The organism is Congregibacter sp. (genome assembly GCF_047617445.1).
GTDB lineage: Bacteria > Pseudomonadota > Gammaproteobacteria > Pseudomonadales > Halieaceae > Congregibacter.
The window spans coordinates 17592-43708 of sequence record NZ_JBLGBE010000025.1 but is presented as its reverse complement, the minus strand read 5'-3'; the positions used below and the strand labels follow the sequence as shown (position 1 = coordinate 43708).

The following is a 26117-nucleotide window of genomic DNA, read 5'->3' as shown; positions in this document are numbered from 1 at the left end:
CTCTACAGCCCCCTGTACACCGTCTATGCGATCGCTGGGAATGCGATTGTCGAGCGTGTTGATCACGCCGCCAATGGCGCCACCGCCGTACAGCAGCGTTGCGGGACCGCGGAGGATTTCAACGGATTCTGCAAGCATGGGCTCTATGCTTACCGCGTGGTCAGGGCTGAGGCTTGATACATCGGCTGCAGCAATACCGTTACTTAGATTGACCGTACGAGGTCCAGCCTGGCCGCGAATCACCGGTCTGCCGACACCGGGACCAAAGGATGCGTTGGATATGCCCGGCTTGTCGCCAAGGGTCTCGCCGAGTGTGCTCGCCGTGAGTCGGCGGAGCTCTTTGCCGGTCAAAACAGTCACTGGGAGTGCTGTTTCTGCGGCATTTTTGTGGATAGGCATGGTGACCAATACGTGTTCAACACGTGATTCAGGGACCTGTGCCATGGCCTGGCTGGCGGCGCTAACGCAGAGCGCTATTAGAGTGCGTTTCATGTCGTTCTCCTAAAAGTAAGAAAGGGTTGTCTCTTTCAGGAGAGTGCGGGTGGACCTCGCGCCTTGAGGCTGTAGATGGCCTTGGTCGGCCCCATAAACAGGGGGCGCTGGGAGCTGATGTCTGACGGTTTCAGAACAGCCGGGAGTGCACTGCTGGGGGCTACGGCCTGACCATTATCAGACTGGCACTGCAGACAGTCGGCAGCGAGACTGTCGTCGGCGTGCAGGTGTCCTATCAGCCCAATTTGCGCGCTAATAAACACCGCCAGCAGCAAGGCTGGCAGGGCTCTAAAAAAAGGCAATTTGCAGAGGGTAGGATTCATGTTGGCGCGAAGACTACGCTATTAGCGATAACGTTGGAAGATGCCACAGTTTGACAAGTAGCTTGAGGGTAATGTTGGTTGTTGGATTCTGAGCGGCTTAATCAGCTTTGCTTGCCTTTTGATTCCCCGCTATTGTCGTTAAATCTTTGCACAGAATTTGCCTGAGAACCTCGATCAATGACCATAAGAATCCTTATTACAAGCTATCTCGAACCAGAGTATGTCGAACAGGTCCGACAGGTGGACTCCAGGCTCGAGGTGATCTACGAGCCCTCGTTGATTGCGAAACCCCGATACAACGCAGATCACAAAGGTGTGGCTTTTACGCGGTCCGCCGCCCAAGAGGCAGCCTGGCAAACGCTGCTCGCCGATGCGGACATCATCTTTGATTTTGATCAGACTCATCTCGACGATTTGCCCGAACTGGCAACGAACGCAAAATGGCTGCAAGCAACAAGTTCCGGTGTCGCGCGTTTTATCAGCGAAAATCGTTACGACCAGCGAATGCCCAATACGGTGTTCACCAATGCTGCGGGCATTCATGCCCAGCCATTGGCTGAGTTTTGCATCATGGTAATGACCATCTTTAACAAAGGTGTCCTCAATATGCTGCAGGATCAGAAAAAGCGACACTGGGAGCGGTACGCCGGCACAGATTTAAGTGACAAAACACTGGTGATTGTCGGCTTGGGTAAAGTCGGTCAGGAGGTGGCGCGGTTGGCCAGGCAATTCCGCATGAAGACTATCGGCATCAAACGATCCATTGAAAAGGTTGATGCAAACGAACTGTACGTCGATGAACTCTACACGCCAGATGCGCTGGACAGTGTCTTGCCCGTCGCCGAATACCTTGTTTTGATAGCGCCGCATACCCATGAGTCAGAGAATATGCTGGGTGAAAAAGAGTTAGCCCTGATGCCCGAAGGCGCTGTGTTGATCAACATTGGTAGAGGAGCGTTGGTGGATGAGACCGCCTTGATCGACGCATTACAGCGCGGCCACCTTTTGGGGGCGGGTTTAGATGTCTTTAAAACCGAACCGCTACCCCAGGACAGTCCTTTTTGGGACATGCCCAATGTCATAGTCAGCCCGCATTCGGCAAGCACCACGGATAATGAGAACAAGCTAATTACAGCGTTGTTCTGCCAAAACCTTAAGCTGTTTTTGGCGCGCAAGCCCCTGATAAACGTCATATGATGCTGTGTCCGGTTACACTCGCAGGCTAGTGAACTGTAAAGAAGTAAACATCAGGGGCGCTATGCAAAGCGAATGCAGACGTGATTTTTGAGCCAACCGAAAACACCACCACCATCACTCTTGCGCTGGTTTTTACTGTGCTTCTCGCGATTTGGCTGGAAAACAACACCCGTGTGTTCAAGAAGTTGGGAGCGGCAGCGCTCAGCATATTGATCGGCATGCTGTTTTCTAATTTAGGACTGATTCCGGGAACGTCCACTGTTTACGATTTTTTTCGTGGGCCTGGAGTTTTGGCAGGCATCACACTGTTTCTTCTGACGGTGGACTTGGGATCAATACGCGCCGCGGGTGGCCCTATGCTCAAGGCATTCTTACTCGGCGCCTTTGGGGCAGCACTGGGCGGTGCTGTCATGGGTCTGGTTTTGGTTGACGCCATTGGCCCGGACACCTGGAAGCTTTCTGGGCAGTTCGCTGCGACGTATATCGGAGGCGGGGTAAATTTTGCGGCGGTGGGTCAGGCGCTGAACACATCGAGTGAATACTTTACGGCGGGTGTCGCCGCAGACGTGATTGTCACGGCTATCTGGCTGATTATCTGCATTACGATACCGGCTTATTTCGGAAAAACAGACACAGCAGATCCCGTGCGAGTTTCTGTGGACGAGCATAGTGCTGGCGATTCAAATACTGCAAACCTGCTTGTCAGCACGAAAGCGCCGATCACTTTATGGGATCTCGCGGTACTGGCATCGACGGTAATGGGCTGTCTCTGGTTGTCAGGCGTCATAGCCACTGTGATACCGATCATCCCCAAGATCATCTGGCTGACCACCTTTGCGCTAGTCTTGGCACAAACCCCCGTGGTGAAAAATCTCACAGGGAGTCTGATGCTGGGAAACTATCTACTGTTACTGTTTCTGGCGACCAACGGCGCGGTATCTGTGATAGCGCGAATCATCGAAATAGGACCTGCCATTTTCTATTTCGCCTTGGGGACCGTCCTGATACACGGCGTGATTATTTTCGGCATAGGCAGGATGCTGAAAATCGATTCAAAAATCATTGCAATCGCCTCTCAAGCAAATATTGGAGGGGCCTCATCCGCCATGGCGATAGCGGGGGCCAGAGGAACGCCGCACTTGATCTTGCCCGGTATCGCGGTGGGGCTGCTGGGTACAGCGCTAGGCAATTATGTGGGCTTGCTTATTGCGCAGTTGATGAAGCTTGTCATCATTTAAAATCCCTGATCCGCGTTTTGAGTCCCACAGGAGTCTAAGCTGCGCTTGATAATTGCTTACCCGTGTAGGCCGTGACATGCGTAGCCTGATATTGTTCCTGCTGGTTGTGTGCGTTCCCGGCTTCGCATACGACGTTGTTGTAATCGGTGGTCGCGTGATTGATCCGTAAACCGGACTCGATGCGATTCGCGATGTCGGCATTGACGGTGATCGCATCACCGTTATCACCTCAGAGCCGATCCAGGGTGACCGCAGTATTGATGCCATGGGCTATGTAGTGAGTCCGGGTTTTATAGATCAACACCGGCGCGGCGTTACCGCCATAGCTTACAAGCTCGCGCTGCGCGACGGTGTGACCACCGCCATGGATCTGGAGTTCGACCCGATCACACAATCCTTTTACACGCGCGATGTCTACGAGCGCCGAGTTGTCGAGGACCCCACGCGACCGGTGATCGCTTATAAAATGCTCGCCTTGCAGATCCCCGCCTGGCTGCGTATGGAGGGCATCACCATGGGGTCGGACGGCATGCCCATTGATCCGTCAATCGCTTGGGATACATCCTATGCCGACCTCCCGGCAATGCATCCGCGCACCGCTGGCGCTCAGGCCCGCACATTGCGTTTAGCGCGCGAGCACGATATCCCGTTCATGCACGTGATCGCCGCTATGAGCTATCGGCCGGCCAAGCATCTGGGTGATACGGGCCTCGCCGCGATGCAGGAGCGCATGATCGCGGACATCACGATTTTTGATCCGCAGACTGTTACTGACAACGCCACGTATACCCATGACAGCAGGCCCAGTACGGGGATCGACTTTGTGCTTGTGAGCGGTCAGGTGACTGTCGATGCTGGACGTGTCCGGGATGACGTATTCGCAGGGCGGCCCATACGCTTTTTGCCAGAGGCGCCGAGGCGCACCACGACGGCGAAATAACCTTCTCTGAGACCGTCGCAGACAACGCTTTTCGTGCAATTGGCCGCTCATTGCATCGCATCATCGTTCCACGGCTGATTGAACGCATAATAGCGGTGCTACTTAAACACGATGGCACGACGCTACGTTGCTCCCCGGTCCCAGCATTGCTAAGCTACAAATACGTTACTTTAGTGCCGCTGGACCTAGCGCAGAGCTTCGTGACTCGGCTCGGGCTTGAGACCACGGCGTAGCCCGGCTTTTGTTCTGTTCGAAGCTGCTGCAATCTGGAATCGTAAGGCCTCCGTGGCACATCGAACGGGATGGTAGTCTGCGCGCCTCTTACAACCGAAACACACGGCCCCCACAACCCAAGTGCGGCCCCAACTGGGCTGCGCAGCAGAGAATTTGCCTCCATGCATTTTAAGAACGTCGTCATCCAGTCTCTGGCCGCGGTAGACGCGCCTATTAGCCTGACATCCAAAGAGATCGCTCAGCGCCTCAAGCCCACCATGGATCGCCTCGGGGTGCGCGAGAGTCTGCTCGAGGAAATTTCGGGCATCGCTGCGCGCCGGATCTGGAATCCCGGGACGCGGCCCTCCGATGCCGCTACCCTCGCCGCCGAAAAAGCGATTGAAGAAGGCGGCATCGACCGCTCACGCATCGGTGTGATTATCAGTACATCGGTATCCCGGGATTTTCTGGAGCCATCGGCGGCTTGCATGGTGCACGGCAATCTTGGTTTGGCGCCCGATTGCCTTAACTTTGATGTGGCCAATGCCTGTCTCGGCTTCCTCAACGGCATGGACATCGCCGCTCGCATGATTGAACGCGAGGAGCTGGACTATGCCCTGGTGGTTGCCGGTGAATCCAGCCGGCCGCTCATCGAAGCCACAACGCAGCGACTGTTGGATCCGGATGTTGGGGAGGAACAGTTCCGTGAGGAGTTTGCCTCGCTGACTCTGGGCTCCGGTGCCGCTGCCATGATCATGGCTCGCCGCGAGTTGGCGCCTGGAGGACACAGCTACCGAGGCAGCGTGACCCGCTCGGCCACACAGTTCAATCATCTTTGCCAGGGCAATATGGACCGCATGCGGACAGACACGCGCGTGCTGCTCAGCGAGGGTTTAAAGCTTGCTGCGCAGACCTTCGAAGCAAGCTGCTCCGCCCTGGACTGGGCCGTTGATGCAATGGATCAGTTCGTTATTCATCAGGTAAGCAAAGTGCACACCGAGTCACTGGTCAATTTACTGGGTCTGGATCCAGAAAAAGTCCACGCGATTTATCCACAGATGGGGAATATCGGGCCAGCCTCGGTACCTATCGTGTTAGCCAATGTCGCAGAGGCGGGTAAGCTCAAGAGAGGCGATCGGGTTGCACTGCTGGGCATTGGCTCGGGTCTGAACTGCTCCATGGCTGAGGTCGTCTGGTAAATCCCCATGAGCAAACCCTACCAACCGCCATTGGCGCTGTATCCCTTCGAGTCGCGTTGGCTTGAGATTGATGGCCACAAGCTGCACTACATCGACGAGGGCCCGCGGGACGCGCCGGTACTCCTCATGGTGCACGGCAACCCGACGTGGTCCTTTTATTACCGCAATCTGGTGTTGTGCCTGCGCGACCGCTACCGCTGCATCGCCCTGGATCATATCGGTTGCGGACTATCCGATAAGCCTGACGATGCACACTATGACTATCACCTTGCACGGCGCATCGCAGATCTTGATGCGCTGGTAAAGGCGACCATCGGAGACGAGGCCCCGCTGTCACTGGTTGTGCATGACTGGGGCGGTATGATCGGTTTTGCTTGGGCGGCGCAGCGCGTGGAACGCATCGAGCGCTGTGTGATCCTCAATACTGCCGCGTTCCCCATGCCCGCCGCCAAGAAGTTTCCCTTTGCCCTGTGGTTGGGCGGTCGCACTGCATTGGGGGCGTTGCTGATTCGTGGGGTCAACGCGTTTTCTGCCATGGCGGCACGCATTGCCTTCAAAAAACCCGTCGGAAAGGATGTTCGCAGCGGTTATACCGGCCCCTACAACAACTGGAAGAATCGTATTGCCACCGTGCGCTTTGTTCAGGATATTCCCCTTAAGGAGAGCGATCGTGGTTACCCCCTGATTGCAGACACGGCGGCACAGTTACACCGCTTTGCCGATAAGCCTGCATTGCTGGTCTGGGGACTGAAGGACTTTGTATTTGACGAGACCTTTTATCGCGACTGGCAGCGCTATCTGCCTAATGCAGAACTCCACCCTCTCGACGATTGCGGACACTACGTCCTTGAAGATGGCGGCGAGCCGCTGCTGCACAGGATCGAAGAGTTCCTCGCTTCCACGAAGCTAGCTTCGCCTGGGGCTGACAACGGCGTCAATGCCGGTAGTGCGGATGCAGACTATACGGTGAACAACACCGCGAATAATGAACGCCCCGCCGTCGGATAGTGCGCGTTCAGGCAGACCCTGTAACGTCGCAGCCGCTCTAACGGAACAAGCCAGAGATCGACCCGACAGCGCCGCAATTCATTATCCGGTGGGCATTCACCGCGGCCGGGTTCGTTATGAGTCGGCGAGCTATGCCTCGCTGGATGCGCTCAGCGATCGCTATGCACGCGGCCTGGCACACTACGGTATCGAGCGCGGAGCAAGGGTTGCCCTTATGGTGCCCCCAGGACTGGACTTTTTTGCGCTCTTCTTCGCACTCTTCAAAGCCGGGATCGTGCCCGTATTGATCGATCCCGGTATCGGCCTTAAGCCACTTAAACAGTGTCTTGACGAGGCAGAACCCGAGGCGTTTATTGGTGTCAGCAAAGCGCAGCTTGCGCGTGTGCTGCTGCGTTGGTCGTCGCAATCTATCCGTCGTTGCATCACTATTGGGCCGCGCCTGGCCTGGGGAGGTATTACGCTTACGGGCCTTGCCCGCCGCGGTGGAGAAACCGGTCTTCCGGTGCTGGCAGATACACGGCCGGATGAGACCGCCGCCGTGCTGTTTACTTCGGGCAGTACGGGTATTCCCAAGGGTGTGGTGTATGACCACCGGCACTTTGTTGCTCAGGTCGAAATGCTGCGCGACACCTTCGGCATTCGACCCGGCGAGGTCGACCTCGCCACATTCCCCCCCTTTGCCTTGTTTGACCCGGCGCTGGGTATGACCACGGTTGTACCCTATATGGACCCAACGCGTCCGGCCAAAGCTAACCCGCGATACCTGCTCCAGGCCATAGAGCAGTTTTCGGTGAGCAATATTTTTGGATCCCCGGCACTACTAAAAGTGCTGGGCAGCTACTGCGAAGAGCAAGATGCGCAGCTGCCAACTCTTAAGCGCGTGTTGTCTGCAGGCGCCGCTGTGCCCGCGGATACGGTGGCAATGATGCAGCGGGCAATGACGAGCGAGGGCCGGGTATACACGCCCTACGGCGCCACCGAGTGTCTGCCCGTGACAAGCATAAGCAGTGCAGAGATGAACCCGGAACTTATTGCCGCTACGCGGGCGGGTCGCGGAACTTGCGTGGGGCGGCCGGTGGGGCAGAACCAGGTGAGAATTCTGCGACTCACAGACGAGGCCGTGGATGTGCTCAACGAGGGAGATCTACTGCCTGCCGGCGAGCTCGGAGAAATCATTGTGCAGGGCCCCACCACCACCGAGCGCTACTGGCGACGCGTCGCTCAGACGCGCCTGGCCAAGATAAGGGCTGAGGATGGGCGTATCTGGCACCGTATGGGCGACGCGGGCTACTTTGATCACGAAGGACGCCTGTGGTTTTGCGGCCGAAAATCGCAGCGTGTGCAGACGGCTGACGGCGATCTCTTTGCGGACCAGGTGGAAGCAATCTTCAACACGGTTGACGGGGTGGAGCGAAGCGCGCTCGTGGGTCTGGGCGAGCCTGGTGGGCAGACCCCGGTGCTCTGTGTTGAGTTGCGGCGCAGCGACAAAGCATTAGATGCGGCGCTCGAGATGACGGTGGCACGGGCGATACGGGAACGTGCCACACAGCACGACTCCTTAAAGCGAATTGAACGCGTGCTGTTCCACCCCGGCTTTCCTGTGGACACGCGTCACAATTCCAAGATTGGCCGGGAAAAGCTCGCACTGTGGGCCACTAATCAATCGTGACATCGCGATCATGAAAGTTCTTGTGACAGGTGGCGGCGGTTTTTTGGGGCAGGTCATTTGCCGTATGCTGCGGGCACAGGGTGATGAACCGGTGGCTTTCCAGCGCGGTGAGGCTAGGGCTCTGGTTGAAAATGCTATCGAGGTGCGTCGTGGTGATGTTTGTCGACCGCAGGATGTGCAAGCAGCCGCTGAGGGATGTGAGGCCATCATTCATACCGCAGGCAAAGCGGGGGCCTGGGGCGATGCGGATCTGTATCGCGCGATCAATGTTCATGGCACGCAAAATGTCCTGGATGCCTGCACGGTACTGGGCATACGGCGGCTGGTGTTCACGTCCTCGCCAAGTGTCGCCCATGGTGGCGGCGATATTGAGGGTGGCGACGAGTCGCTAGCCTATCCCGAGAGTTATGCGGCGCCTTATCCCCAAACCAAAGCGGCGGCAGAACAATTGGTCATGGCGGCCAGCGGTAGTGCACTAAAAACCGTATCACTGCGCCCGCATCTGGTCTGGGGTCCCGGTGACAACCAGCTGCTACCGCGCCTTGTGGAACGTGCGCATCGGGGAACGCTGCGACTACCCGGCGCTCATAAGCTCATTGACGCCACTTATATCGATAACGCGGCTCGGGCACATCTGCTGGCGCTGGCGGCGTTGGATAGCAACACCGCCTGCCATGGCAAGACCTATTTTATCTCCAATGGCGAGCCCTGGCCCCAGGCGAAGATCATCGCTGCGCTGCTCGATGCGGTCGGCGTGGAGACGGAGATCAAGCCCATAGCCGCGAGCGCTGCGAAGTTCGCGGGGGCTCTGGCAGAGAGTTGGTGGCGCCTGTCACGACGAGACGATGAGCCGCCGGTGACACGCTGGTCGGCGGAGCAGCTGTCGACAGCGCACTGGTACGACATCACGGCCGCCCGAAAGGATCTGGGCTACGAACCCGAGGTTAGTATGGTCGAAGGTTTGCGGCGGCTCGCCGCTGCCCGCCCGGAAGCTTAGCCAAAAAAAAGCGCCCACGGACCTAAGGTCATGTCAGACTGGGAAGCGGCCGTCTGTTAACTACCGGAGTTTTTGAAATGAAATTTTTCTCTTTCGTTATGTTCTTTGTTGTTAGCCTTATGGGCCCGCTGTTTGCGAGTAACAGCGTTGCGGATAATCACGTGGTCGTCACTCCCACCATGATGTTTCCCGCTGATGGGCAATGGCAGCACGCGTTCGATTCCATCAAGGGCGAGAGTGGTAAGACCAACGCGGCGCTGGCTCGCGCTGTAGCCCTCTATAAGCACATGGAGAAAGCCGGTATCGATTCGGGCCAAGTGACCAGTGCTGTCGTTGTGCACGGCCCGGCGATCTACGATATCGCTAACACTGCGCGTTACGAAGAAGCCTACGGCGTAGGCGTGAGTAATCCCAACGCCGAGCTCGTTGCTGAATTGGTCGCGCGTGGCGGCGAAATCTGGGTTTGTGGGGTAGCTGCTTTGCACCGTGAGGTTGGTGACGATGATGTGCTGCCCGGCGTGCAGATGGCGCCTGCCGCAATGGTTGCGCATGCTGAGCTACAGCGCCGAGGATTCAGCCTCAACCCTTACTGAGTGGGGTGTTTGTCTTTCAGTGCTTGTTGACATCCAGGGAGTGAGAGTTTTTATATGAATGAAGTTGTGTGCCCACACTGCGCAAAGGCGTTCAAGATCGACGAGGCCGGCTATGCAGATATTCTCAAACAGGTTCGTGACAGCGAATTTGAGCGTCAGTTGCATGAGCGCCTTGAGCTCGCCGAGAGAGAAAAGCTGAGCGCCATTGAGCTTGCCAAGAGCCAGGTCGGCGGCGAGATGCAAAAGGCGACCGCCGCGAAGGATGCCGAAATACAGGACTTGAAAGCATTGCTTGACGCGGGCGAAGTGGCGCGACAACTCGCGGTCACAGAGGCGCGTAGCGTCGTAGAAAAAGAACGCGACGCGGCCCGCTATGAATTGGAAAAGGTCAAGCGCGAGCAGGAGACCGCCTCCGAGCTCTTTGAAGCAAAGCGCCTTGCGGAGCTGCAGGCAGCGGCGGGAAAGAAAGACGCAGAAATTCAGGCCTTAAGAGCCAAAATTAGTGCCGGCGAGACAGAGCAGAAGCTGGCCATTACCAACGCCGTGGGTGCGGTTGAGAAAGAGCGTGACGAGTTCAAAAACAGCCTTGGCAGAGTTGAGCTCGAAAAAACGCTGGCCGAAAAATCACTCACAGAAAAGTACGAAACGCAGATTAAGGATCGTGATGATGCGATCGAACGTCTTCGTGACATGAAGGCCCGTCTATCTACAAAAATGGTGGGAGAAACGCTCGAACAGCACTGTGAAACCGAGTTCAACCGTATTCGTGCTACGGCTTTTCCAAGAGCGTATTTTGAGAAAGACAATGACGCGAGTACGGGCAGCAAGGGCGACTATATCTTTCGGGACTCTGATGAAGCGGGTGTAGAGATTGTATCTGTCATGTTCGAGATGAAGAACGAAAGTGACAGCACGGCAACGAAGAAGAAGAACGAGGACTTCTTAAAAGAGTTGGATAAGGATCGCACAGAGAAGGGTTGCGAATACGCGATCCTGGTGTCGCTCCTTGAACCTGACAGTGAGCTTTATAACAGTGGGATCGTTGATGTGTCTCACCGTTATCCTAAAATGTACGTGATCCGCCCCCAGTTTTTTATTCCAATCATTACGCTACTAAGAAACGCGGCAATGGGCGCCCTGGAGTTCAAGACGGAGCTCGCGATTGTGAAGGCGCAAAACATCGACATTACAAACTTCGAAGATGATCTTGAGACGTTCAAAAGCGCATTTGGTAGAAACTATGAGTTGGCCTCAAGAAAGTTTGAGACAGCAATCGCAGAGATTGATAAGTCGATTGACCATCTTCAAAAGACAAAGGATGCGCTGATGGGTACGGATCGAAATTTGCGTCTAGCTAACGATAAGGCGCAGGACGTGACGATTAAGAAGCTGACACGGCGTAATCCTACGATGGCAAACATGTTCGCAGATTCCAGCCAGGATGCGACAGATTCTGACGAGCAAGAACGGTAGCCTTCGGGCTAGGGTCCTCGGATCACTCTGAGGCGGCGGACGCAGCTGTCGTTAAACACGCTCGCCGGCTCAGCTGATTTATCTGACTTGCCGTATGAATCATTTGACAAAGAAGGGGCCGCGTGAGTAAAAGGATAGTCAGTCGTTACCCGCGACTCCCTATCTTTATCCCACGGTGCCTACTATGTCGGCAATGACTCAACGTATCGTTTTTCGTCTGCTTGCCTCTTGTTCAGCTTGCCTGGTGTTTCAGGCCCCGACATGGGCTGAGTTTCGATCCGCAGACGAACGGTTCTCTATGGCTCTCACTGGGGACTCCATCATTACGCGGAAGCTCTCCGTCTACGACGAGCCTGAATACCTGCAGATGATCGACTTGATTCGCGGGGCCGACGTTGCTTTCACCAACCTCGAAGTCCTGTTTCATGACTACGAGCCCTATCCGATGGCGACCAGCGGCGGCACCTGGATGCGTGCGGCCCCGGAACTGGCGGCGGAGCTTTCCTGGGCGGGCTTTGATCTCCTTGCCCGCGCTAACAACCATACGGGCGACTATGGCGTTGAGGGCATGCGGCTTACCACACGGCATGTGCGCGAGGCGGGCTTGCTCGACGCCGGTGTGGGCGAAAGTCTCGCTGAGGCCCGGGAGGCGAAGTTTCTGGAGACGAGTAAGGCACGTGTCGCGCTGATATCGTTGTCTTCGTCGTTTGCAACTCACATGGGTGCCGGCGCGTCTCGCGACGACATGCCGGCCCGCCCGGGTCTCAATCCGCTGCGTTACGACACCACCTATGAAGTGACGGCGGACGAGTTTGACCGTCTCAAAGCGTTGGGGATGTCTCTTGGCCAGTTCACTGACCAGGACGGCGACCCCCGAGGCCTCGACGAGGACAAACCAGACGAGATGGAACTCTTTGGTCGCGACTTCAGGCTGACTGATAACAACAGGGTGCGCACCACCGCCAACGAGAAAGACGTGGAGGCGATCGCCGCGGTGGTGAGCAACGCCAAGCGCCTGGCCGATTTCGTGATTGTTACCATCCATGCCCACGAGGGTCACAAGCGATCAGAACCTGCCGAGTTTCTGCCGGTGTTTGCCCGTGCGATGATTGATGCGGGTGCCGACGTATTTGTTGGTCATGGCCCCCACGCGCTGCGCGGCATCGAGATCTATGACGGAAAGCCCATCATGTACAGCCTGGGTGATTTTATCTTCCAGAACGAAACCTTACTACGCCTTCCCTACGACAACTACGCGCGCTATAAACTTGGGGAGAACGCTCATCTCGCAGACTTCAATGACAAGCGCTACAAAAACGATAGCGAAGGTTTCCCCGCGAATCCGGAAATCTGGGAAGCCGTCGTGGCTGTCCCCGTTTTCGAGAACAGGGAGCTCGTCGAACTGGCACTGCACCCCATTACGCTGGGCTACGGCTTGCCCCGACAGGTCCGTGGAAGGCCGATGTTGGCTGATGCTGAACTCGGCGCCAAGATCATTAACGACCTCAGGGAACGCTCTACACCCTTTGGAACCCGGATTGTTGAACGCAGAGGAATTGGCTATGTCGACCTCGAGGGAAATTAATGCAGCACTTCACACAGGAAATGACCTAATGATTCGATTCATTTATTGGCTGTTCTTCGCAGCCCTGGGCATCTTGCTCGCCGGTTGCGGCAACAGTGAGGCACCGATACAGAATGCAGCACCGGTTCCTGCGACAATTGCAGCGGCGCCAGCGCCAGCGCGGATTGCGGTACTGCGTTTCGCGCATGAGACCTGCACTTTCTGTCCCGGTGGTGATGTGACCATAGCGGATTGGACGAAGATTCGGGACATGGACGTAGGTGACGAGGTCCTAACGGCGGGCGGATATACGAAGGGCTTCACCAGTGCAATTCGTGAGTATCAGGGCGTGGAGCTGATCGGCCTGACCTCGCCTGCCGGGGTCTATGGTGGATCATCCCGCAGCTGGTCTACCCGCGAAACGTTCGAGGAGATCATGGCCGGGCAAATCGCCGACCTTGAGGCGGCCATGCCCGTTGATGGCGTTTACCTCGCGTTGCACGGGGCGATGGCTGTTCGCGATATTCCGCGGCCCGAAGCCGAGATCGCGAAACGCATCCGGGGCGTCGTGGGACCTGATGTACCAATCGCTGCGACCTTCGATCTGCATGCCAACGAGGATGAAGAGTTTCTCAAGTGGGCCGACATATCGCTCGTGATCAAACGCTACCCCCACTACGATACGGGGCTGCAGGGCGAGCGCGCCGCGAGACTGCTCCTGCGAACCATTCGCGGCTCCTATAGCCCGACGACCGCGACAAGGCGTCCCGGTATCGTCACTCCCACCGTACTTCAGTGGACAGGACGTTCGCCCTACATGGATATCTACGAGCGCGCCCGTCGCTGGGAGTCGCGGGAACCTGATGTCTACGTCAGCGTTGCCCTTGGCTTCCCCTGGTCTGATGTTCCGGATCTGGGCGCCAATATTCAGGTTGTTACCAATAATGATCAGGCCCTCGCTGATCGCATCGCCGACGACATGAACGACTTCATGTGGCGCGTGCGCGAAGCGATGTTCGACACCGAATTACTGATGCCCGAAGACGCGATCGCGCGAGCAATCGAGGACATCAAGGGCGGCAAAAGTCCGGTGGTGCTCGCGGACTACAGTGACCGCAACGGTGATTCGACATGGATCCTCGCCGAGATGGTCAAGCAGGGGATGAGTCGTGTGCTCTATGGCACCGTACGTGATGAACTCGTCATTCAGAAGCTCCTGTCGTTAGAGGTGCAGGCTGGGGATGCCTTTGACATGCCCGTGGGTGGTTTTGCGGCGGACTCCAGCGGCAAGCCGGTACAGATTACCGGCACGCTGAGCTACCTTGGCGAGGGTATGGGATACGAAACGATAGCGATTGTGGAGTTCGGCGAGGGCAATTCGCTGATCATTACCCCGGCACTTCGCCAGATCATCTGGACTGAACAGCTTGAGGTTGGCGGCCTGGATCCTGACGACTTCGACGCGATCGTCACCAAATCACGCGTTCACTTCCGTCGCGGTTTCGATGAAACCGGCTACGCTCAGTCCATCTATATCGTGGATGCGCCGGGGGGATTCGTCGGCACTGTCAGGCTCGATTCCCTGACCTACGAGCACGTCGAGTTAACGGATCTGTACCCCTATGGCACGCCGCCCGACCGGCGTTAGGCCCGCGAGTCGTCACATAAAGGCGCGATCGACAAACCAGAACATGCCAAGCGCAACTAATGCGCTTGCCAGCACGTTTCTGGCCGGTACCTGCACAGCGGTGATGGCCGGAGCAATTCGGATGAGCAGCAGTAGAATCGCGAGCAACGTAGCGACCATCAGCAGTTGTCCAAGCTCGATGCCCAGGTTGAACAGCAGCAGTGCCACTGCGAGCTGATTCACCGGTAGACCGATCTCCAGCAGCGAGCCGGCGAAGCCAAAGCCGTGAATCAAACCGAAGAACGCGGTGAGGAGCGGGGTCATTGCCGGCAGCCATGCCGGCCGCTCTCGTGTGAGTAACAGGTAGGCAGCAAAAAACAGAGTGATACCGGCCATGGTCAGCGGATCCGGACCCCTGCGAAGAACGCTAAACAGGCACAGGGCAGCACCCGAGCCAACAATAACTGCGGCGTAGGTACCTAGGCGCGACTGCCGCCGGAATACGCTCTCAGCGGCGACCAGGGCGATGGTCAATCCAATCAGCGCTTCCACCAGTTGACCGTCCGGTACGGCGAGCCCCAGCACCGCAAGCGCGAGGGTGATGCTGTGGCCGACGGTAAAGCCCGTGATTGCAAAAATCAGGGGCTTGAAGCCGCCGACGAGGAGCAGGATCGATGCGAGGAAGGCCAGGTGGTCGAAGCCAAGCGTCATGTGACTGATGCCCAGGCGCGCGTAGCGCATCGCAACGTCCGGGAGCGATGTAGAGGGCGTCTCAGGCAGCACCCAGGAACGATGCGTGCGGTCAAGGACTCGCTCGCCCGCAAATCCGCCGTCCGAGGTGCTGACGCGCACAAAGTGAAGATGGTCCGGCAGCAGCTCAAAGAAGGCATCATTGCGAAGCTCAACAGACGTACTGCCCGGGCAAGTCGCCACAAAGCTGGCCTGCAGGAACGCGCTGGTTTCTGTCGCCGCGAGGCGGGTCTTCTCACAGGGCGTGTCAGCTGCATACAGCTGATAGCGAGCGCCTACGACAGAGGCCACGATATTCAGGGGCGTTTGATTCGCGAAATTCTGCAGCTCGGCCAGTTGTAGGAACTGATCGCGCCGCATGTTGTAGGTGACGGTGAAGCTACGCTCCCCTGGGCCGGCGCGCAGCACACCATAGCTTTCGCCTAGCGAGTGAGCGAAGAGTGGGGCGGGAAGAAGCAAGGCAATCAGCCAGAGAACGCCATACCGCATGCTAGTGAGCCAGCCGTTCGTTCTTGCGGATTTTGGCTCGCTGCCTGAGCCAGGCAAGATACTCGTTATACGCGATGTTCTGACTCTGCATCTGCAGTTCGTTCAAGACCGACAGGCGAATCTCATTGAACGGAGGTGCTGCGGTCTCTCGAACGCCAAGAATTTTGATGATGTGGGTACCCCGGCTCGATTCATGCGTGAGTACGTCGCCCTCGACAGCGGTTTGCAGCCGGGAAACCACGTCTTGCGGATACCGCCTGCCCAATGCGTCCAGGCTCAAGGGCACCGGTGGTAGCCTCGTGATCGAAACCCCGTCATTTTCGGCGGCGAGCGCCTTGGCTGTGACGCCTTCGTGAAGCGCTGCGATCAATGAGGAAGCCCGCTGTGCATCTGTCACCACAATCGCCTCAAGCTCAAGCCGTAGCGGCTCGGCAAACAGCGCCGTGTTGTCGCGATAAAAAGCCTGAACTTGCACTTCCGAGAAACTGCGGCCACGCTCCTCGTTCAGGATCGATTTCTCCATCGCCTGGATAATCGCGACGCGCACATTGGAATCGCGGCGCAGGATACCCAGCTCCGATGCTCGCTGAATCAACAGCTCTTCGTCGATCATGTTGTCCAACGTGCCCAGAAGCTGATCAACCGGCGCGCCTTCCTGCGTACGTCGTTGCAGCACGCTCTCCATCTCGTCTGCAGAGATCGCAGTCTCGTTAACCAGTGCTGCGGTCGTATCGCGCAGCGGCGCGTTGCCGGCGTCTACCAAACCCGCCACCGCGACCAGGATGCCGAGCGCCACAGCGGCTATCAGGAGACCGTCTGTTAGCTTCATCATTGTCGCCACTCCTGTCGTGATCGGACATCATGCCTGTTCTTACGCCATCAATAGAAACGTACTTCTGGCGACCATAGGCTTATAGTGAATGTGCACCAAGGCTCTTTGGTGAGAGCAGCTTGGAGCTCGCTTAGCTGCTGCTCACCAGTGTCGTGCATGCCCAGTTCGGGCAAGAGGTATGACCATGTCCAAGACTCAGCACAACAAACGTGAAGCCAAGAAGCAAGCCACGTTAACGCCCAAGGAAAAGAAAGCGGCTAAGCGTGATAAGAAAAGTTCTGGCGGCCATGCTCCCCTCATCGTTAAGGGCAGTGCCTAAGAGTCGCTCCTAAGTGCGCTCTGCCATTTAGGCGAATTGTCTTGGCAGTCACCGCAGCAGTCACTGTACTAGTCGGGACCGGCTAACTCGTTCCAGCGGTCGATGAACTTAACAGCGGCATCGATCTGTCTGGCCGCCTCTGCAGCACCTCTAGCAAGGCTTCCCTCGGCGGGATGCCGCTCTCCCCACACACCCGTGGTGGACATTTCAGCAGACGAGGTCATCTTCCCGGTCTCTTGGGCCTTTAGCCCTTCGGCAAGAAAAAGCTGAAGCGCAGTGGGATCGCCAGCAATCACTTCTGGCAACATCGCTTCAAGGTGATCAGGCAGCGTAATGTCTGCAGCTATCGCTTTGTCCAGCTGCACCAGATCCGGCATGAGGTACAAAGAGTTCGATGTCTCCCCAGTGCCTCCATGACGATCCAGAACACTGGAGGGGGCTACTGTGGAGGGCGCCAAATAGGGCCGCACTGCCTCGCCATAGCTGACCGCCACGCCTGCTGTTGTTTGGTTGATCTGGTCAACAAGGTAGGTGGATATTGCCCGATTGCCGCCGTGGGCATTCATGATGATAAAGCGTTTAAAACCGTGCTTAATCAGACTTTCGACCGCCTGAAGATGAACGTCTACGATGGTCTGTGCTTTCAGTGTCACGGAACCCGCAAAGCCCATGTGATAGGGCGACTGACCGGCCATGAGAATGGGGGCGACCAATACATCGCGCTCCTGAGCAATCAGTTTGCTGCGTTCTACGCCATTGATGAAATCCGTGCCTATGGGCAGGTGCGCAGCATGTTGCTCCAGAGAGGCGATAGGAATAATCACCATGTCAGTTTTACCCAAAAGTTCATCTACTTCCGGTGATGTCATATGCGGCAGAAAATTCTTCACCTTTCGTTGGGTCCAAAGAGGATTGCCGCTCTCAACCTCCACAATCATTTCAATTTCTACCGCTTGTCCTCGCGGCAAAGAAGCCATGCCCACGGCGGCTCGGGCGTGACGGCCCCGGTCGCCAAACACCTCCACAATCAAGTCTGAGAAACCGTTGATAACCGCAGGCTGCTGCTCGAAGTCGGGTTCAGAGTTCACCATTCCCAAAACTTTGACAACGCGTTTGACACGCTTTAGATCTCCCAGCATTGCCTTGAGTACAGACAGTTGGTTAATCGCGGTTATACGGGCGGCCTCATAACCTTGATCAATGCTGATTTCACGGCCAAGTTTGCCGGTGACTTGACTGCCGTCGGCGCGCTTTGGGCCCTTTCCTGCCAGAAAAATCAGATTGCCTGTTTGTACCCCGTTTACATAGTTCGCCACGGGCTCTGGCGCTGGGGGCAGCGTGATACCGAGTTCCACAAGTCGAGCTTCCGGGTTGTAGTCCTCCCCTGCAGGGGCTGCAGGGGATTGCGCCCGGACCGGCAGGGCTAACGCCGTTGTCAGAAGCAGTGCCAGGAGCATGCTGTAGCTGGCCATAGCCGAGTCGGTCTTTGGCTGTGCAGTACCAGCGTTAAGTGTGGGCTTTGTAAACACGATTTATCCTCTGTTTGAAGTTTGCTTAAGCCTTAAACCATATGGCCTAAACTTTTGCATGTTTCCGCCAAATGCTTGATGCCTTCGATTTAGTCCTGCGATTCCTGAGACAAACGATAAATCAGTATTGCAGCGCGCTTTATGGCAACGGCCATGGAGCTTAGTTCGAGACTTTCGTTGGGGGTATGTCCGCCTTCGCCAATCGCCCCCAGGCCCGCCAAGGCGTCGGTGTAGGGTGCAACAAAGGATACATCTGCGGCGCCGCGTTTGAGTGGGTCCCATATGGGCATGGGGCCGCGGCCCAGGGCTTCGTTGATGCTAGAGAGCTGTTCTGCTAGACGTCGGTTGCCAGCCGTGGGCGCCATGGGCGGATAGCTCGCCACAAAGCTAATTTCTGCGAAGGTCTGCGGCAGGCTGTTGGCCACAATCGCTCGCATGCGCTCCTGCGTGCGCGCCAGTTGTTCCTCTGTGATTGTACGGATGCCGCCATGCACGACGACCTTGCGTGGCACGACGTTGGTCTTGCCGAAGGTCTCGCCCCGATTCTGCTGAGCATCGTAGTTGACCGTTGTACCGCCCTGTATGGTTCCTGCGTTAAAGGTCAGGCCGTACTCGCCGCGGACCTCGGCATAAAAGCTGTGCAGGATTCGTGCAGCTTCATGGATCGCACCGGCGCCCACCTCATCACTAAAAATGCCAGAGGAGTGTGCCTGTTTCCCGGTGACTTCCAAAGTCCAGCTGCTGGCGCTGCGGCGGGCGATGGTCGCCCAGTCCGTACCGTCGGCGTAGCTTGCTCCCTCAAAGCCCAGGGCTATATCGGCCCACTCTCCTGCTTCGATGAGGTCCTTGCGAGAGATCGACAGCGGCTTCCCGCTTTTTTCCTCATCGCCCGTGTAGGCAACAACAATCGGAATGCTGTCCAGCGCGCCAATTTCCTTCAGTGCCTTGAGCGCGTAAACAATGACCACATTGCCAGACTTCATATCGGCGATGCCGGGTCCCGTCGCGATGTCACCTTCGCGTTGGAAAGCCTGAAAGTTGTCATCGCTCTCAAACACCGTATCGAGATGACCGATCAGCAGAAACTTTTTGCCGTCGCCGTCCTTGCGTCCAAACAGATGTCCAGCGCGATTCATCTCCGTGGGCATCTCGATCCAGCGTGTTTCGAGATCCAGGTCGTTCAGCTCGCGCTGCATAACCCGCCCGACTTCACGGACACCTTCCACGTTCATTGTGCCGCTACCAATGTTGACCGTTTCGGCAAGGAGCTCAATGGCTGCCTCCGCGTTGGCGTCCACCCATTGGCTTATACGCTGCTCAGTTGGCTGTAATTCTGCTGCGCTTGCGCCGGCGACCAACAGGGACGTGATGACGGCTGATAATGTCCACGATTTCATAGAGTGCCTTCTTGTTGCTTACAAAAGGGAGGTTCTGAGGCTCAACTACCGGTCAGGTCTCGAATAATAATCGACCAATGATCCAGGGCATCGTAAAACGCTTTCATGGGCACTCGCTCGTTGAGGCCGTGGGCAAATTTTTCATCAGGATTCATAAAGATACTCCCGACGCCAAAGGTAGGAACCCCGGCCTTGCGAAAATGCATTCCGTCCGTCCCCCCCGATGACATATAGGCAATGAGGTCCAGACCTGGATAGCGACCGTGTACCGCGTTGCCCACAGCCGCTAATACATCGGCGCGAATTTCTGAGATAGGGCTTTCTGTAGGATCCCCCAGCAGTACAAACTCGGCCTCCGAGTTACCCACCACCGAACGTAATTCCGTCTCAATGTCCGCTACCGATACACCAGGAAAAATCCGGCAGTTGACCGTTGCCGTCGCTGATTGGGGGAGGGCGTTTTCTGCGTGGCCCGCTTCGAGCATGGTCACCACACAGGTGGTGCGTGTGGTGCCGACGTAGGAGGGTTCGGTGCGCAGTCGTGCTGCGGCTTCTTCGTCTTCGGGATCATAGGCAAAACGCACCATCGCATCGCCTAGCTCACCCCCTAGTTTGTCGCCGACTTGTTGAAAGTAAGAAAGCGTCATCTCGCTCCACATGATAGGGAAGCGATAGGCTTCTATTGCTTTTATGCCACTGGCTAATTCGTAGATGGCATTGTCATCCCGGGGGCGACTGCTGTGCCCGCCGGGATTGCGAACGGTGATCTCCCAGGTGGCAAAGGTCTTTTCCGCTGCTTGGAGGCTGTAGTCAATGGCCCGACCATCAGCGGTGAGGCTGCCGCCGCCGGAATCCGAGTTAAGTGCGAACTCGGCCTCTACAAGTTCGGGCATTTCGTAGGCCATCATACGGGTGGTAATCATGCCGCTCTCTTCATCTCCGGAAAATGCCAGGATCAAATCGCGGTCGGGCACGAAGCCTTCTTTCTTGAGGCGGATCATGGTGCCGGTGAGCTGCGCAACGCCAAATTTATTGTCGATGCTGCCTCTAGCATAGAAATTGACGTCGTCTTGGGTCAGCTCAAATGGTGGACGTACCCAGTCTTCTTGCAAAGCCTCTACTACGTCCAGGTGCCCAAGCAACAGGATGGGCTTTTTGCCCGAGCTTCCATCGCCGCGATAAGTTGCAATCAATACGCCAAAATCATCTTTGGGAATGACGCGAACGTCCTCGCTGGCAAAGCCTGCTGCCACAAGCTCGTCGCCCAGGTACTTTGCAACACCAAGGGTGTTGCCTTTAGTTTTTGAGGTATCGACCTCAACGATCGTGCGGTAAATCTCAAGCGTTTTTTGCGCGTGCTCGCTCTCGATAAGATCCGTTTGGGCGGCGGTTCCAACGGTAACAGTAAGCAGCAGTAGGGCCATCCAGCGGTTTTGCAGCATGGTTGTTCTCCAGATTGGGTGAACTTTTTGACGCTTCAGTGTAGTGCTTAGGTCTCGCCACGTCATCGGAAGGATAAATCGGATATTTGGTAGTAAAAAGCAACCAAAATTGCTAAAGTCCTCCTCAGATTACAGTTGGCTGCTGATCTTTTATGACTAAAAAGCATGTGCAGACATGTCCTATTGCTGAGTTCCTAAATACGTTTGGCGACGCCTGGACGCTCTTGGTAATTCGGGAAGCGTTCTATGGCTCTACCCGGTTTGGTGAATTTCTCAAGAACACAGGCATGGCTAAAAATATTCTTAGCAATCGTCTCACCACGTTGCTCGATGAAGGTGTACTTCGCCGCGTGGACATCGGGGAGCGAGGGGCCCGTTATGAGTATCACCTTACGGACAAAGGGGAGTCGCTTATTACGGTGTTGGTGGCAATTAACCAGTGGGCGAATGAGCAGATGTTTGCTAAGGGCCGGGAGGCAGTCAATCTTTGCGCCAGGTCGTCCGGCAGAAAGCTGCCAAAACTGGTCCCGCGTGATCATGACGGAAAGGTGCTCGCTGCAGGCGACATCCTGGCTAAGGCGGGTCCCGGCGCTAGTGCGGCCGCCAAAGAGCGCATCAACGCGATCCCGGTGTCATAGTTTAATGGGTAGCTTAGGGTTTATCTCATTGTGGACAGAACAATAACGGCTGCCATGAGCAGTATCGAATGCGCAAAGAGGGGGTTTTTTCGATGAAAAAAGTGTGTCTGGTTTTGGGCGCGGGAGCCGGTATAGGCGGTACCGTCGGTAAGCGTTTTGCGAGTGAAGGCTATCACGCGGTTCTTTGTCGCCGCAGCGATGAAGATGGCCTGAAACGAATGGTTGCTGAAATTGAAGAGGCCGGCGGTTCCGCTACTGGCCGACTTTTGAATGCCGCTGATGAGGGATCCATCGAAGAACTTGTGGCAGACGTGGAGTCCACCATCGGTCCCATTGAGGTGGTGCTATTTAATCTGGGCGCGCAAATCGGCAATCGCGCACTGGGTGATACGAGCTACAAGGCTTTTGAGCTGGGTTGGCGTCTTGCCACTTTTGCGCTGTTTAGGATTGCCAGCTGCGCCATTCCTCTTATGGAGGTTCGTGGCAAGGGTACATTGCTTGTAACCTCAGCCACCGCAGCGGTGCGGGGCAATGCTGGACAGCACTCTCATGCAGCGGCCATGGGTGGACGTCGCATGCTGTGTCAGACGCTTAACGCCGAGTTTGCCTCCAAAGGTATTCATGTGGCCCACGTATTAATTGACGGAGCTGTAGATGCCCCGGACACATTGGGTAAGATGCTTGGGCCAGAGAATTTTGCGAAGCTGCGGGATGCCAAAGGCAAGGAACACGATGGCCTGCTGATTCCTGAGCATATGGCGGAGACATATTTCCATCTGGCCCATCAGCATCGCTCGGCATGGACCCATGAATTAGATCTACGGGCGTATTCAGATTTAGCCTGGTGGAATCATGCACCAAAGTTGGTTTGAGTAGGCCGCGATAGCCGGTAGAGCAATCAATCAATGGCATCGGCCCGAGCATGGGCTTTTTGACACACTTAGGAAAAACAATGACTAAGACACTGGATTTTATTTTTGACTTCGGCAGCCCCAATGCCTATCTGGTTCATAGGGCGCTGCCGCCCATACTTGAGCGTACAAACGCGCGTTTGAACCTTATCCCTTGCCTACTCGGAGGCCTTTTTAAGTTAACGGGAAATCAGGCCCCAATGCTTGCCTTTCAGGGGGTGAAGGGCAAGCTTGAATACGATCAGCTTGAAATACAGCGGTTTATCCAGAAACACGAGCTGCATAGTTTTAAATTCAACCCGCACTTCCCTGTAAATACGCTGTTACTGGTGCGCGGCGCGATAGCCGCCCAAAACAACGGCCAACTCCAGGAGTACATTGAGGCCGGCCTGAGCGCTGTGTGGGAGAAGGAGCTCAAAATGGATGATCCTGAGGTGTTTGTGCAGGCGATGACGGATGCCGGTTTGGATGGCCAAACCCTGCTGGCGAGTACTCAGGATCCCGAAGTGAAGGCTAAGCTTATGGCCAATACTGCCGCAGCTGCAGAGCGAGGCGCGTTTGGCATACCGACCTTCTTTGTAGGAGATGAAATGTTTTTCGGCAAAGAGCGTTTACAGCAAGTCGAAGAAGAGCTGTCGGCGTGAATCGATATTGCCCAGAACTTGGGTCATTCTGCTCAGGCAAATTGACCCACCTATAGGTTTCTTTAGGTATCATCTGCTGATGTTTTAGGCACCCGTCGTTTATAGAGTGGGGTGTGACAAATGTGTGCCCCTAAGGAGCTATAAGGAATGGAGATTCCGAACAGTATCATCGCCATACTCGAAGATGACCTTGTTACCAAAGCGTTACCGTTGTTTTTACTGGTGATCGTTATTGAGTCGATTTATGCCGCAAAAAAGCATCTGGACTGGTATGAGCGTCGTGATTTTTTCAGTTCCATGGGCGTTCTTTTGCTCACGGGACTCATTGACCTGGTTCCCAAAATCCTCGGCATAGCGGCCATGTTTGCCCTCTATGAGCTGTCACCTTTTAAGGGCGTGTTTGAACGACAGTGGTGGAGCTGGTTATTGCTGTTCTTCATAGATGACTTTGTTTACTACTGGTTTCATCGAAGCAACCACGAGTTACGGATCATGTGGGCGGGTCATGTGAGTCATCACTCGTCGCAGTTCCTGAACTACGGTACGGCGCTGCGTCAGGGTGTGGGTGAGCGGGTCATTAAGTATGCGTACTGGCTTCCATTGCCGCTGCTGGGCTTTGATCCGGTCATGGTGGTGATCATGATGAGCATCAGCCTTTTTTATCAGTTTTGGATACATACCCAGGCGGTGGATAAGTTACCGGTCCCTATTGAGTATGTGTTCAATACGCCTTCGCATCATCGTGTTCATCACGCATCCAACGTGCGCTACCTCGATTGCAACCACGGCGGGACACTGATTATCTGGGATCGTTTGTTCGGTACGTTTAGTGAGGAGCTGTCTGAGGAGCCGGTTGTTTACGGTCTCACACATAACCTGGAGTCGCAGAACGTACTGACGATCGCCTTTCGTGAATATCGGCTGATGTTTCGGGATATGGCGCGTGCCGAACGTTGGAGTGACAAGCTGCGGTATTTGGTTAACGCGCCCGGGTGGTCTCACGAAGGTCCTGACAAACGCGCGCGTACCTTGCGACGGCAGCAGCAGGCATCGACAGCCTAAGAAGAGGGCGGAACAATGCAGTATCGGCGATTAGGCTCTTCGGGCCTCAAATTATCAGCGCTCTCCTTTGGCTCCTGGGTCACCTTCGACAAACAGGTGGACGCGGAGCTGGCCGAACGCCTGTTTGGCACTTGCCTTGACGCCGGAGTGAACTTCTTTGACAACGCGGAGGGCTACGAAGCGGGGAATGCGGAAATTGTCATGGGTAAAGCACTCAAGGCGCTGACCGCTCCCCGGGACAGTTATTGTGTGTCGTCCAAAGTCTTTTTCGGTTCACGGGAGAACCCGAAGCCTACTCAACAGGGATTGAGCCGCAAGCATGTCACTGAGGCCTGTCACCAGGCTCTCGCGCGCCTGCAGCTTGATTACCTTGATCTGTATTTTTGCCATCGTCCGGACCCGGATACGCCCATCGAGGAGACTGTCTGGGCGATGCACAACCTTATTGCGCAAGGCAAAGTCCTGTACTGGGGTACCTCCGAGTGGTCCGGGGAGCAGATTACTGCGGCCTACGAGTTTGCCCGGAGCAACCATCTCACGCCGCCGAGTATGGAGCAGCCGCAGTACAACCTTCTCGATCGTAAGCGCGTTGAGGTCGAGTACGCGCCGCTGTATGAGAAGTACGGCCTGGGAACAACCACCTGGTCGCCACTGGCCTCGGGTACGCTTACGGGTAAATATCTAACAGCTGTGCCCGAGGACTCCCGCATTGGTTTGCCTGGCTACGAATGGCTCCGAGAGATGTTGGTAGACAGCGAGCGCGGTCAGGCGCGAATGCAGCGTATTCAGAGCTTGCCGCCTATCGCCGAGGCACTGGGAGTCACGCCTGCGCAGTTGGCCATTGCCTGGTGTCTTTTGAACCCGAACGTTTCCACGGTTATTTTGGGGGCCTCGCGCGTTGCTCAGCTCGAAGAGAATTTAGCTGCGATTAAGGTCTTGGATTCCATAGATGGTGAGGTCCGCAGTGCACTGTCGGCGATCTGAACTGGGGTCTACAGCACGGAGAACGAAAGTCTTACTGTTTGATCGGGTCTATAAGTCTAAAACTAAAAAGGGTATCTCCATGAGGTTGAATTTTGCGGCACTATTTTTGGCTCTAGGCTTACAGCTCGGAGGTCTGCCGACGCTAGCAGATGACGCGATGATCGAGCAGGAGTTAGATCAATACTGGTCGACTGTGGTTCATTATCTGGCCGTTGGAGACTACGAGGGTTTGGTCACCACCTATCACCCCGATGCAGTGCTGGTCAGTGAAAGCCTCGGTACGAGTTACCCGATTGCAAAGGCTCTAGTGCGCTGGAAGCCTGGCATTTTGGCGACCCAGGCCGGTGAAGCAATTTCTGTGGTGGAGTTTAAGGTGACCGAGCGTTTGTTTAGCGAAACCACATCCCACGAAAAGGGGATGTTTCATTTTAAAACCGGCCCTATCGGCGAAGGCGTGCCTGATGCAGATATGCAGGAAGCCTATGTTCACTTTGAGGCTCTTTTACTCAAGAATGGCTCTTGGACCATGGTGATGGAGCATCAAAAGCAGGAAGCGACTCTGGCTGAATGGCAGGCCGCTCAATGAG

General features: G+C 55.9%; 25 protein-coding genes. 18 read left to right on the top strand and 7 right to left on the bottom strand.

Annotated features, from left to right (window positions below):
- Together ACI9KD_RS08080 and ACI9KD_RS08075 are read right to left on the bottom strand one after the other, a co-directional pair.
- Positions 1 to 492 (bottom strand): TonB-dependent receptor plug domain-containing protein (locus ACI9KD_RS08080; RefSeq protein WP_414980653.1); only part of this gene is annotated, 492 nt, incomplete at its 3' end.
- A 35-nt stretch (positions 493 to 527) separates the two neighbouring features.
- Entirely contained in the window at positions 528 to 815 is a 288-nt protein-coding gene (locus ACI9KD_RS08075) for a hypothetical protein (protein ID WP_414980652.1), read from the bottom strand.
- A 177-nt stretch (positions 816 to 992) separates the two neighbouring features.
- On the opposite strand from ACI9KD_RS08075, the gene ACI9KD_RS08070 reads away from it, so the two are divergent.
- From ACI9KD_RS08070 to ACI9KD_RS08020, 11 genes are all read left to right on the top strand, one after another.
- On the top strand, positions 993 to 2012 hold the full coding sequence (locus tag ACI9KD_RS08070; protein WP_414980651.1) for a D-2-hydroxyacid dehydrogenase: 1020 nt from the start codon (positions 993 to 995) through the stop codon (positions 2010 to 2012).
- 80 nt (positions 2013 to 2092) lie between these two features.
- Positions 2093 to 3250: a DUF819 domain-containing protein gene (locus ACI9KD_RS08065; RefSeq protein ID WP_414980650.1), complete on the top strand. Its 1158-nt coding sequence runs from the start codon at positions 2093 to 2095 to the stop codon at positions 3248 to 3250.
- Positions 3251 to 3515: 265 nt separating this feature from the next.
- Complete coding sequence (locus ACI9KD_RS08060; protein WP_414980649.1) at positions 3516 to 4190, top strand: hypothetical protein; 675 nt, start codon at positions 3516 to 3518, stop codon at positions 4188 to 4190.
- 395 nt (positions 4191 to 4585) lie between these two features.
- Positions 4586 to 5602: a 3-oxoacyl-ACP synthase III gene (locus tag ACI9KD_RS08055; RefSeq protein ID WP_414980648.1), complete on the top strand. Its 1017-nt coding sequence runs from the start codon at positions 4586 to 4588 to the stop codon at positions 5600 to 5602.
- A 6-nt stretch (positions 5603 to 5608) separates the two neighbouring features.
- A complete protein-coding gene (locus tag ACI9KD_RS08050; protein WP_414980647.1) occupies positions 5609 to 6610 on the top strand; it encodes an alpha/beta fold hydrolase in 1002 nt (333 codons plus the stop codon).
- Positions 6588 to 8279 carry a fatty acid CoA ligase family protein gene (locus tag ACI9KD_RS08045; RefSeq protein WP_414980646.1) on the top strand — a complete coding sequence of 564 codons (1692 nt, stop codon included), beginning with the start codon at positions 6588 to 6590 and terminating at the stop codon, positions 8277 to 8279. Before ACI9KD_RS08050 ends, ACI9KD_RS08045 begins: the two co-directional genes overlap by 23 nt.
- A gap of 10 nt (positions 8280 to 8289) precedes the next feature.
- Positions 8290 to 9276, top strand: a complete 987-nt coding sequence (locus ACI9KD_RS08040; protein WP_414980645.1) for an NAD-dependent epimerase/dehydratase family protein — start codon at positions 8290 to 8292, stop codon at positions 9274 to 9276.
- 77 nt (positions 9277 to 9353) lie between these two features.
- Complete coding sequence (locus tag ACI9KD_RS08035) at positions 9354 to 9869, top strand: DsrE family protein (RefSeq protein ID WP_414980644.1); 516 nt, start codon at positions 9354 to 9356, stop codon at positions 9867 to 9869.
- A gap of 54 nt (positions 9870 to 9923) precedes the next feature.
- Positions 9924 to 11342 (top strand): DUF2130 domain-containing protein, encoded by a 1419-nt coding sequence (locus ACI9KD_RS08030; protein WP_414980643.1) that lies wholly within the window; start codon positions 9924 to 9926, stop codon positions 11340 to 11342.
- A gap of 184 nt (positions 11343 to 11526) precedes the next feature.
- Positions 11527 to 12927: a CapA family protein gene (locus tag ACI9KD_RS08025; protein ID WP_414980642.1), complete on the top strand. Its 1401-nt coding sequence runs from the start codon at positions 11527 to 11529 to the stop codon at positions 12925 to 12927.
- Positions 12928 to 12955: 28 nt separating this feature from the next.
- Positions 12956 to 14554 carry a M81 family metallopeptidase gene (locus ACI9KD_RS08020; RefSeq protein ID WP_414980641.1) on the top strand — a complete coding sequence of 533 codons (1599 nt, stop codon included), beginning with the start codon at positions 12956 to 12958 and terminating at the stop codon, positions 14552 to 14554.
- 12 nt (positions 14555 to 14566) lie between these two features.
- Here the strand turns inward: ACI9KD_RS08020 and ACI9KD_RS08015 are convergent, their stop codons facing one another.
- Positions 14567 to 15772 carry a HupE/UreJ family protein gene (locus ACI9KD_RS08015; protein WP_414980640.1) on the bottom strand — a complete coding sequence of 402 codons (1206 nt, stop codon included), beginning with the start codon at positions 15770 to 15772 and terminating at the stop codon, positions 14567 to 14569.
- 1 nt (position 15773) lies between these two features.
- Positions 15774 to 16604, bottom strand: coding sequence for a peptidyl-prolyl cis-trans isomerase (locus tag ACI9KD_RS08010; protein ID WP_414980639.1), 831 nt, complete (start codon positions 16602 to 16604; stop codon positions 15774 to 15776).
- 184 nt (positions 16605 to 16788) lie between these two features.
- Here ACI9KD_RS08010 and ACI9KD_RS08005 point away from each other — a divergent pair, with 184 nt between their 5' ends.
- On the top strand, positions 16789 to 16923 hold the full coding sequence (locus ACI9KD_RS08005; RefSeq protein ID WP_414980638.1) for a hypothetical protein: 135 nt from the start codon (positions 16789 to 16791) through the stop codon (positions 16921 to 16923).
- 68 nt (positions 16924 to 16991) lie between these two features.
- Here the strand turns inward: ACI9KD_RS08005 and ACI9KD_RS08000 are convergent, their stop codons facing one another.
- The 3 genes from ACI9KD_RS08000 to ACI9KD_RS07990 form a co-directional block, all read right to left on the bottom strand.
- On the bottom strand, positions 16992 to 18452 hold the full coding sequence (locus ACI9KD_RS08000; RefSeq protein ID WP_414980637.1) for an Atu1372/SO_1960 family protein: 1461 nt from the start codon (positions 18450 to 18452) through the stop codon (positions 16992 to 16994).
- Between the two features lie 89 nt (positions 18453 to 18541).
- The gene (locus ACI9KD_RS07995; protein ID WP_414980636.1) at positions 18542 to 19849 is read right to left on the bottom strand and encodes a M20/M25/M40 family metallo-hydrolase; all 1308 of its coding nucleotides are present in this window, start codon (positions 19847 to 19849) and stop codon (positions 18542 to 18544) included.
- 41 nt (positions 19850 to 19890) lie between these two features.
- Entirely contained in the window at positions 19891 to 21291 is a 1401-nt protein-coding gene (locus tag ACI9KD_RS07990) for a M20/M25/M40 family metallo-hydrolase (RefSeq protein ID WP_414980635.1), read from the bottom strand.
- Positions 21292 to 21443: 152 nt separating this feature from the next.
- Between ACI9KD_RS07990 and ACI9KD_RS07985 the strand changes: the two genes are divergently transcribed.
- From ACI9KD_RS07985 to ACI9KD_RS07960, 6 genes are all read left to right on the top strand, one after another.
- Positions 21444 to 21929 (top strand): winged helix-turn-helix transcriptional regulator, encoded by a 486-nt coding sequence (locus ACI9KD_RS07985; RefSeq protein WP_414980634.1) that lies wholly within the window; start codon positions 21444 to 21446, stop codon positions 21927 to 21929.
- 92 nt (positions 21930 to 22021) lie between these two features.
- On the top strand, positions 22022 to 22801 hold the full coding sequence (locus ACI9KD_RS07980) for an SDR family NAD(P)-dependent oxidoreductase (RefSeq protein ID WP_414980633.1): 780 nt from the start codon (positions 22022 to 22024) through the stop codon (positions 22799 to 22801).
- A gap of 80 nt (positions 22802 to 22881) precedes the next feature.
- Complete coding sequence (locus ACI9KD_RS07975; protein WP_414980632.1) at positions 22882 to 23484, top strand: 2-hydroxychromene-2-carboxylate isomerase; 603 nt, start codon at positions 22882 to 22884, stop codon at positions 23482 to 23484.
- A gap of 147 nt (positions 23485 to 23631) precedes the next feature.
- Positions 23632 to 24546: a sterol desaturase family protein gene (locus ACI9KD_RS07970; RefSeq protein WP_414980631.1), complete on the top strand. Its 915-nt coding sequence runs from the start codon at positions 23632 to 23634 to the stop codon at positions 24544 to 24546.
- A 15-nt stretch (positions 24547 to 24561) separates the two neighbouring features.
- Positions 24562 to 25530, top strand: a complete 969-nt coding sequence (locus tag ACI9KD_RS07965) for a potassium channel beta subunit family protein (RefSeq protein ID WP_414980630.1) — start codon at positions 24562 to 24564, stop codon at positions 25528 to 25530.
- A 79-nt stretch (positions 25531 to 25609) separates the two neighbouring features.
- Complete coding sequence (locus tag ACI9KD_RS07960; protein WP_414980629.1) at positions 25610 to 26116, top strand: hypothetical protein; 507 nt, start codon at positions 25610 to 25612, stop codon at positions 26114 to 26116.
- Position 26117 lies beyond the last annotated feature (1 nt).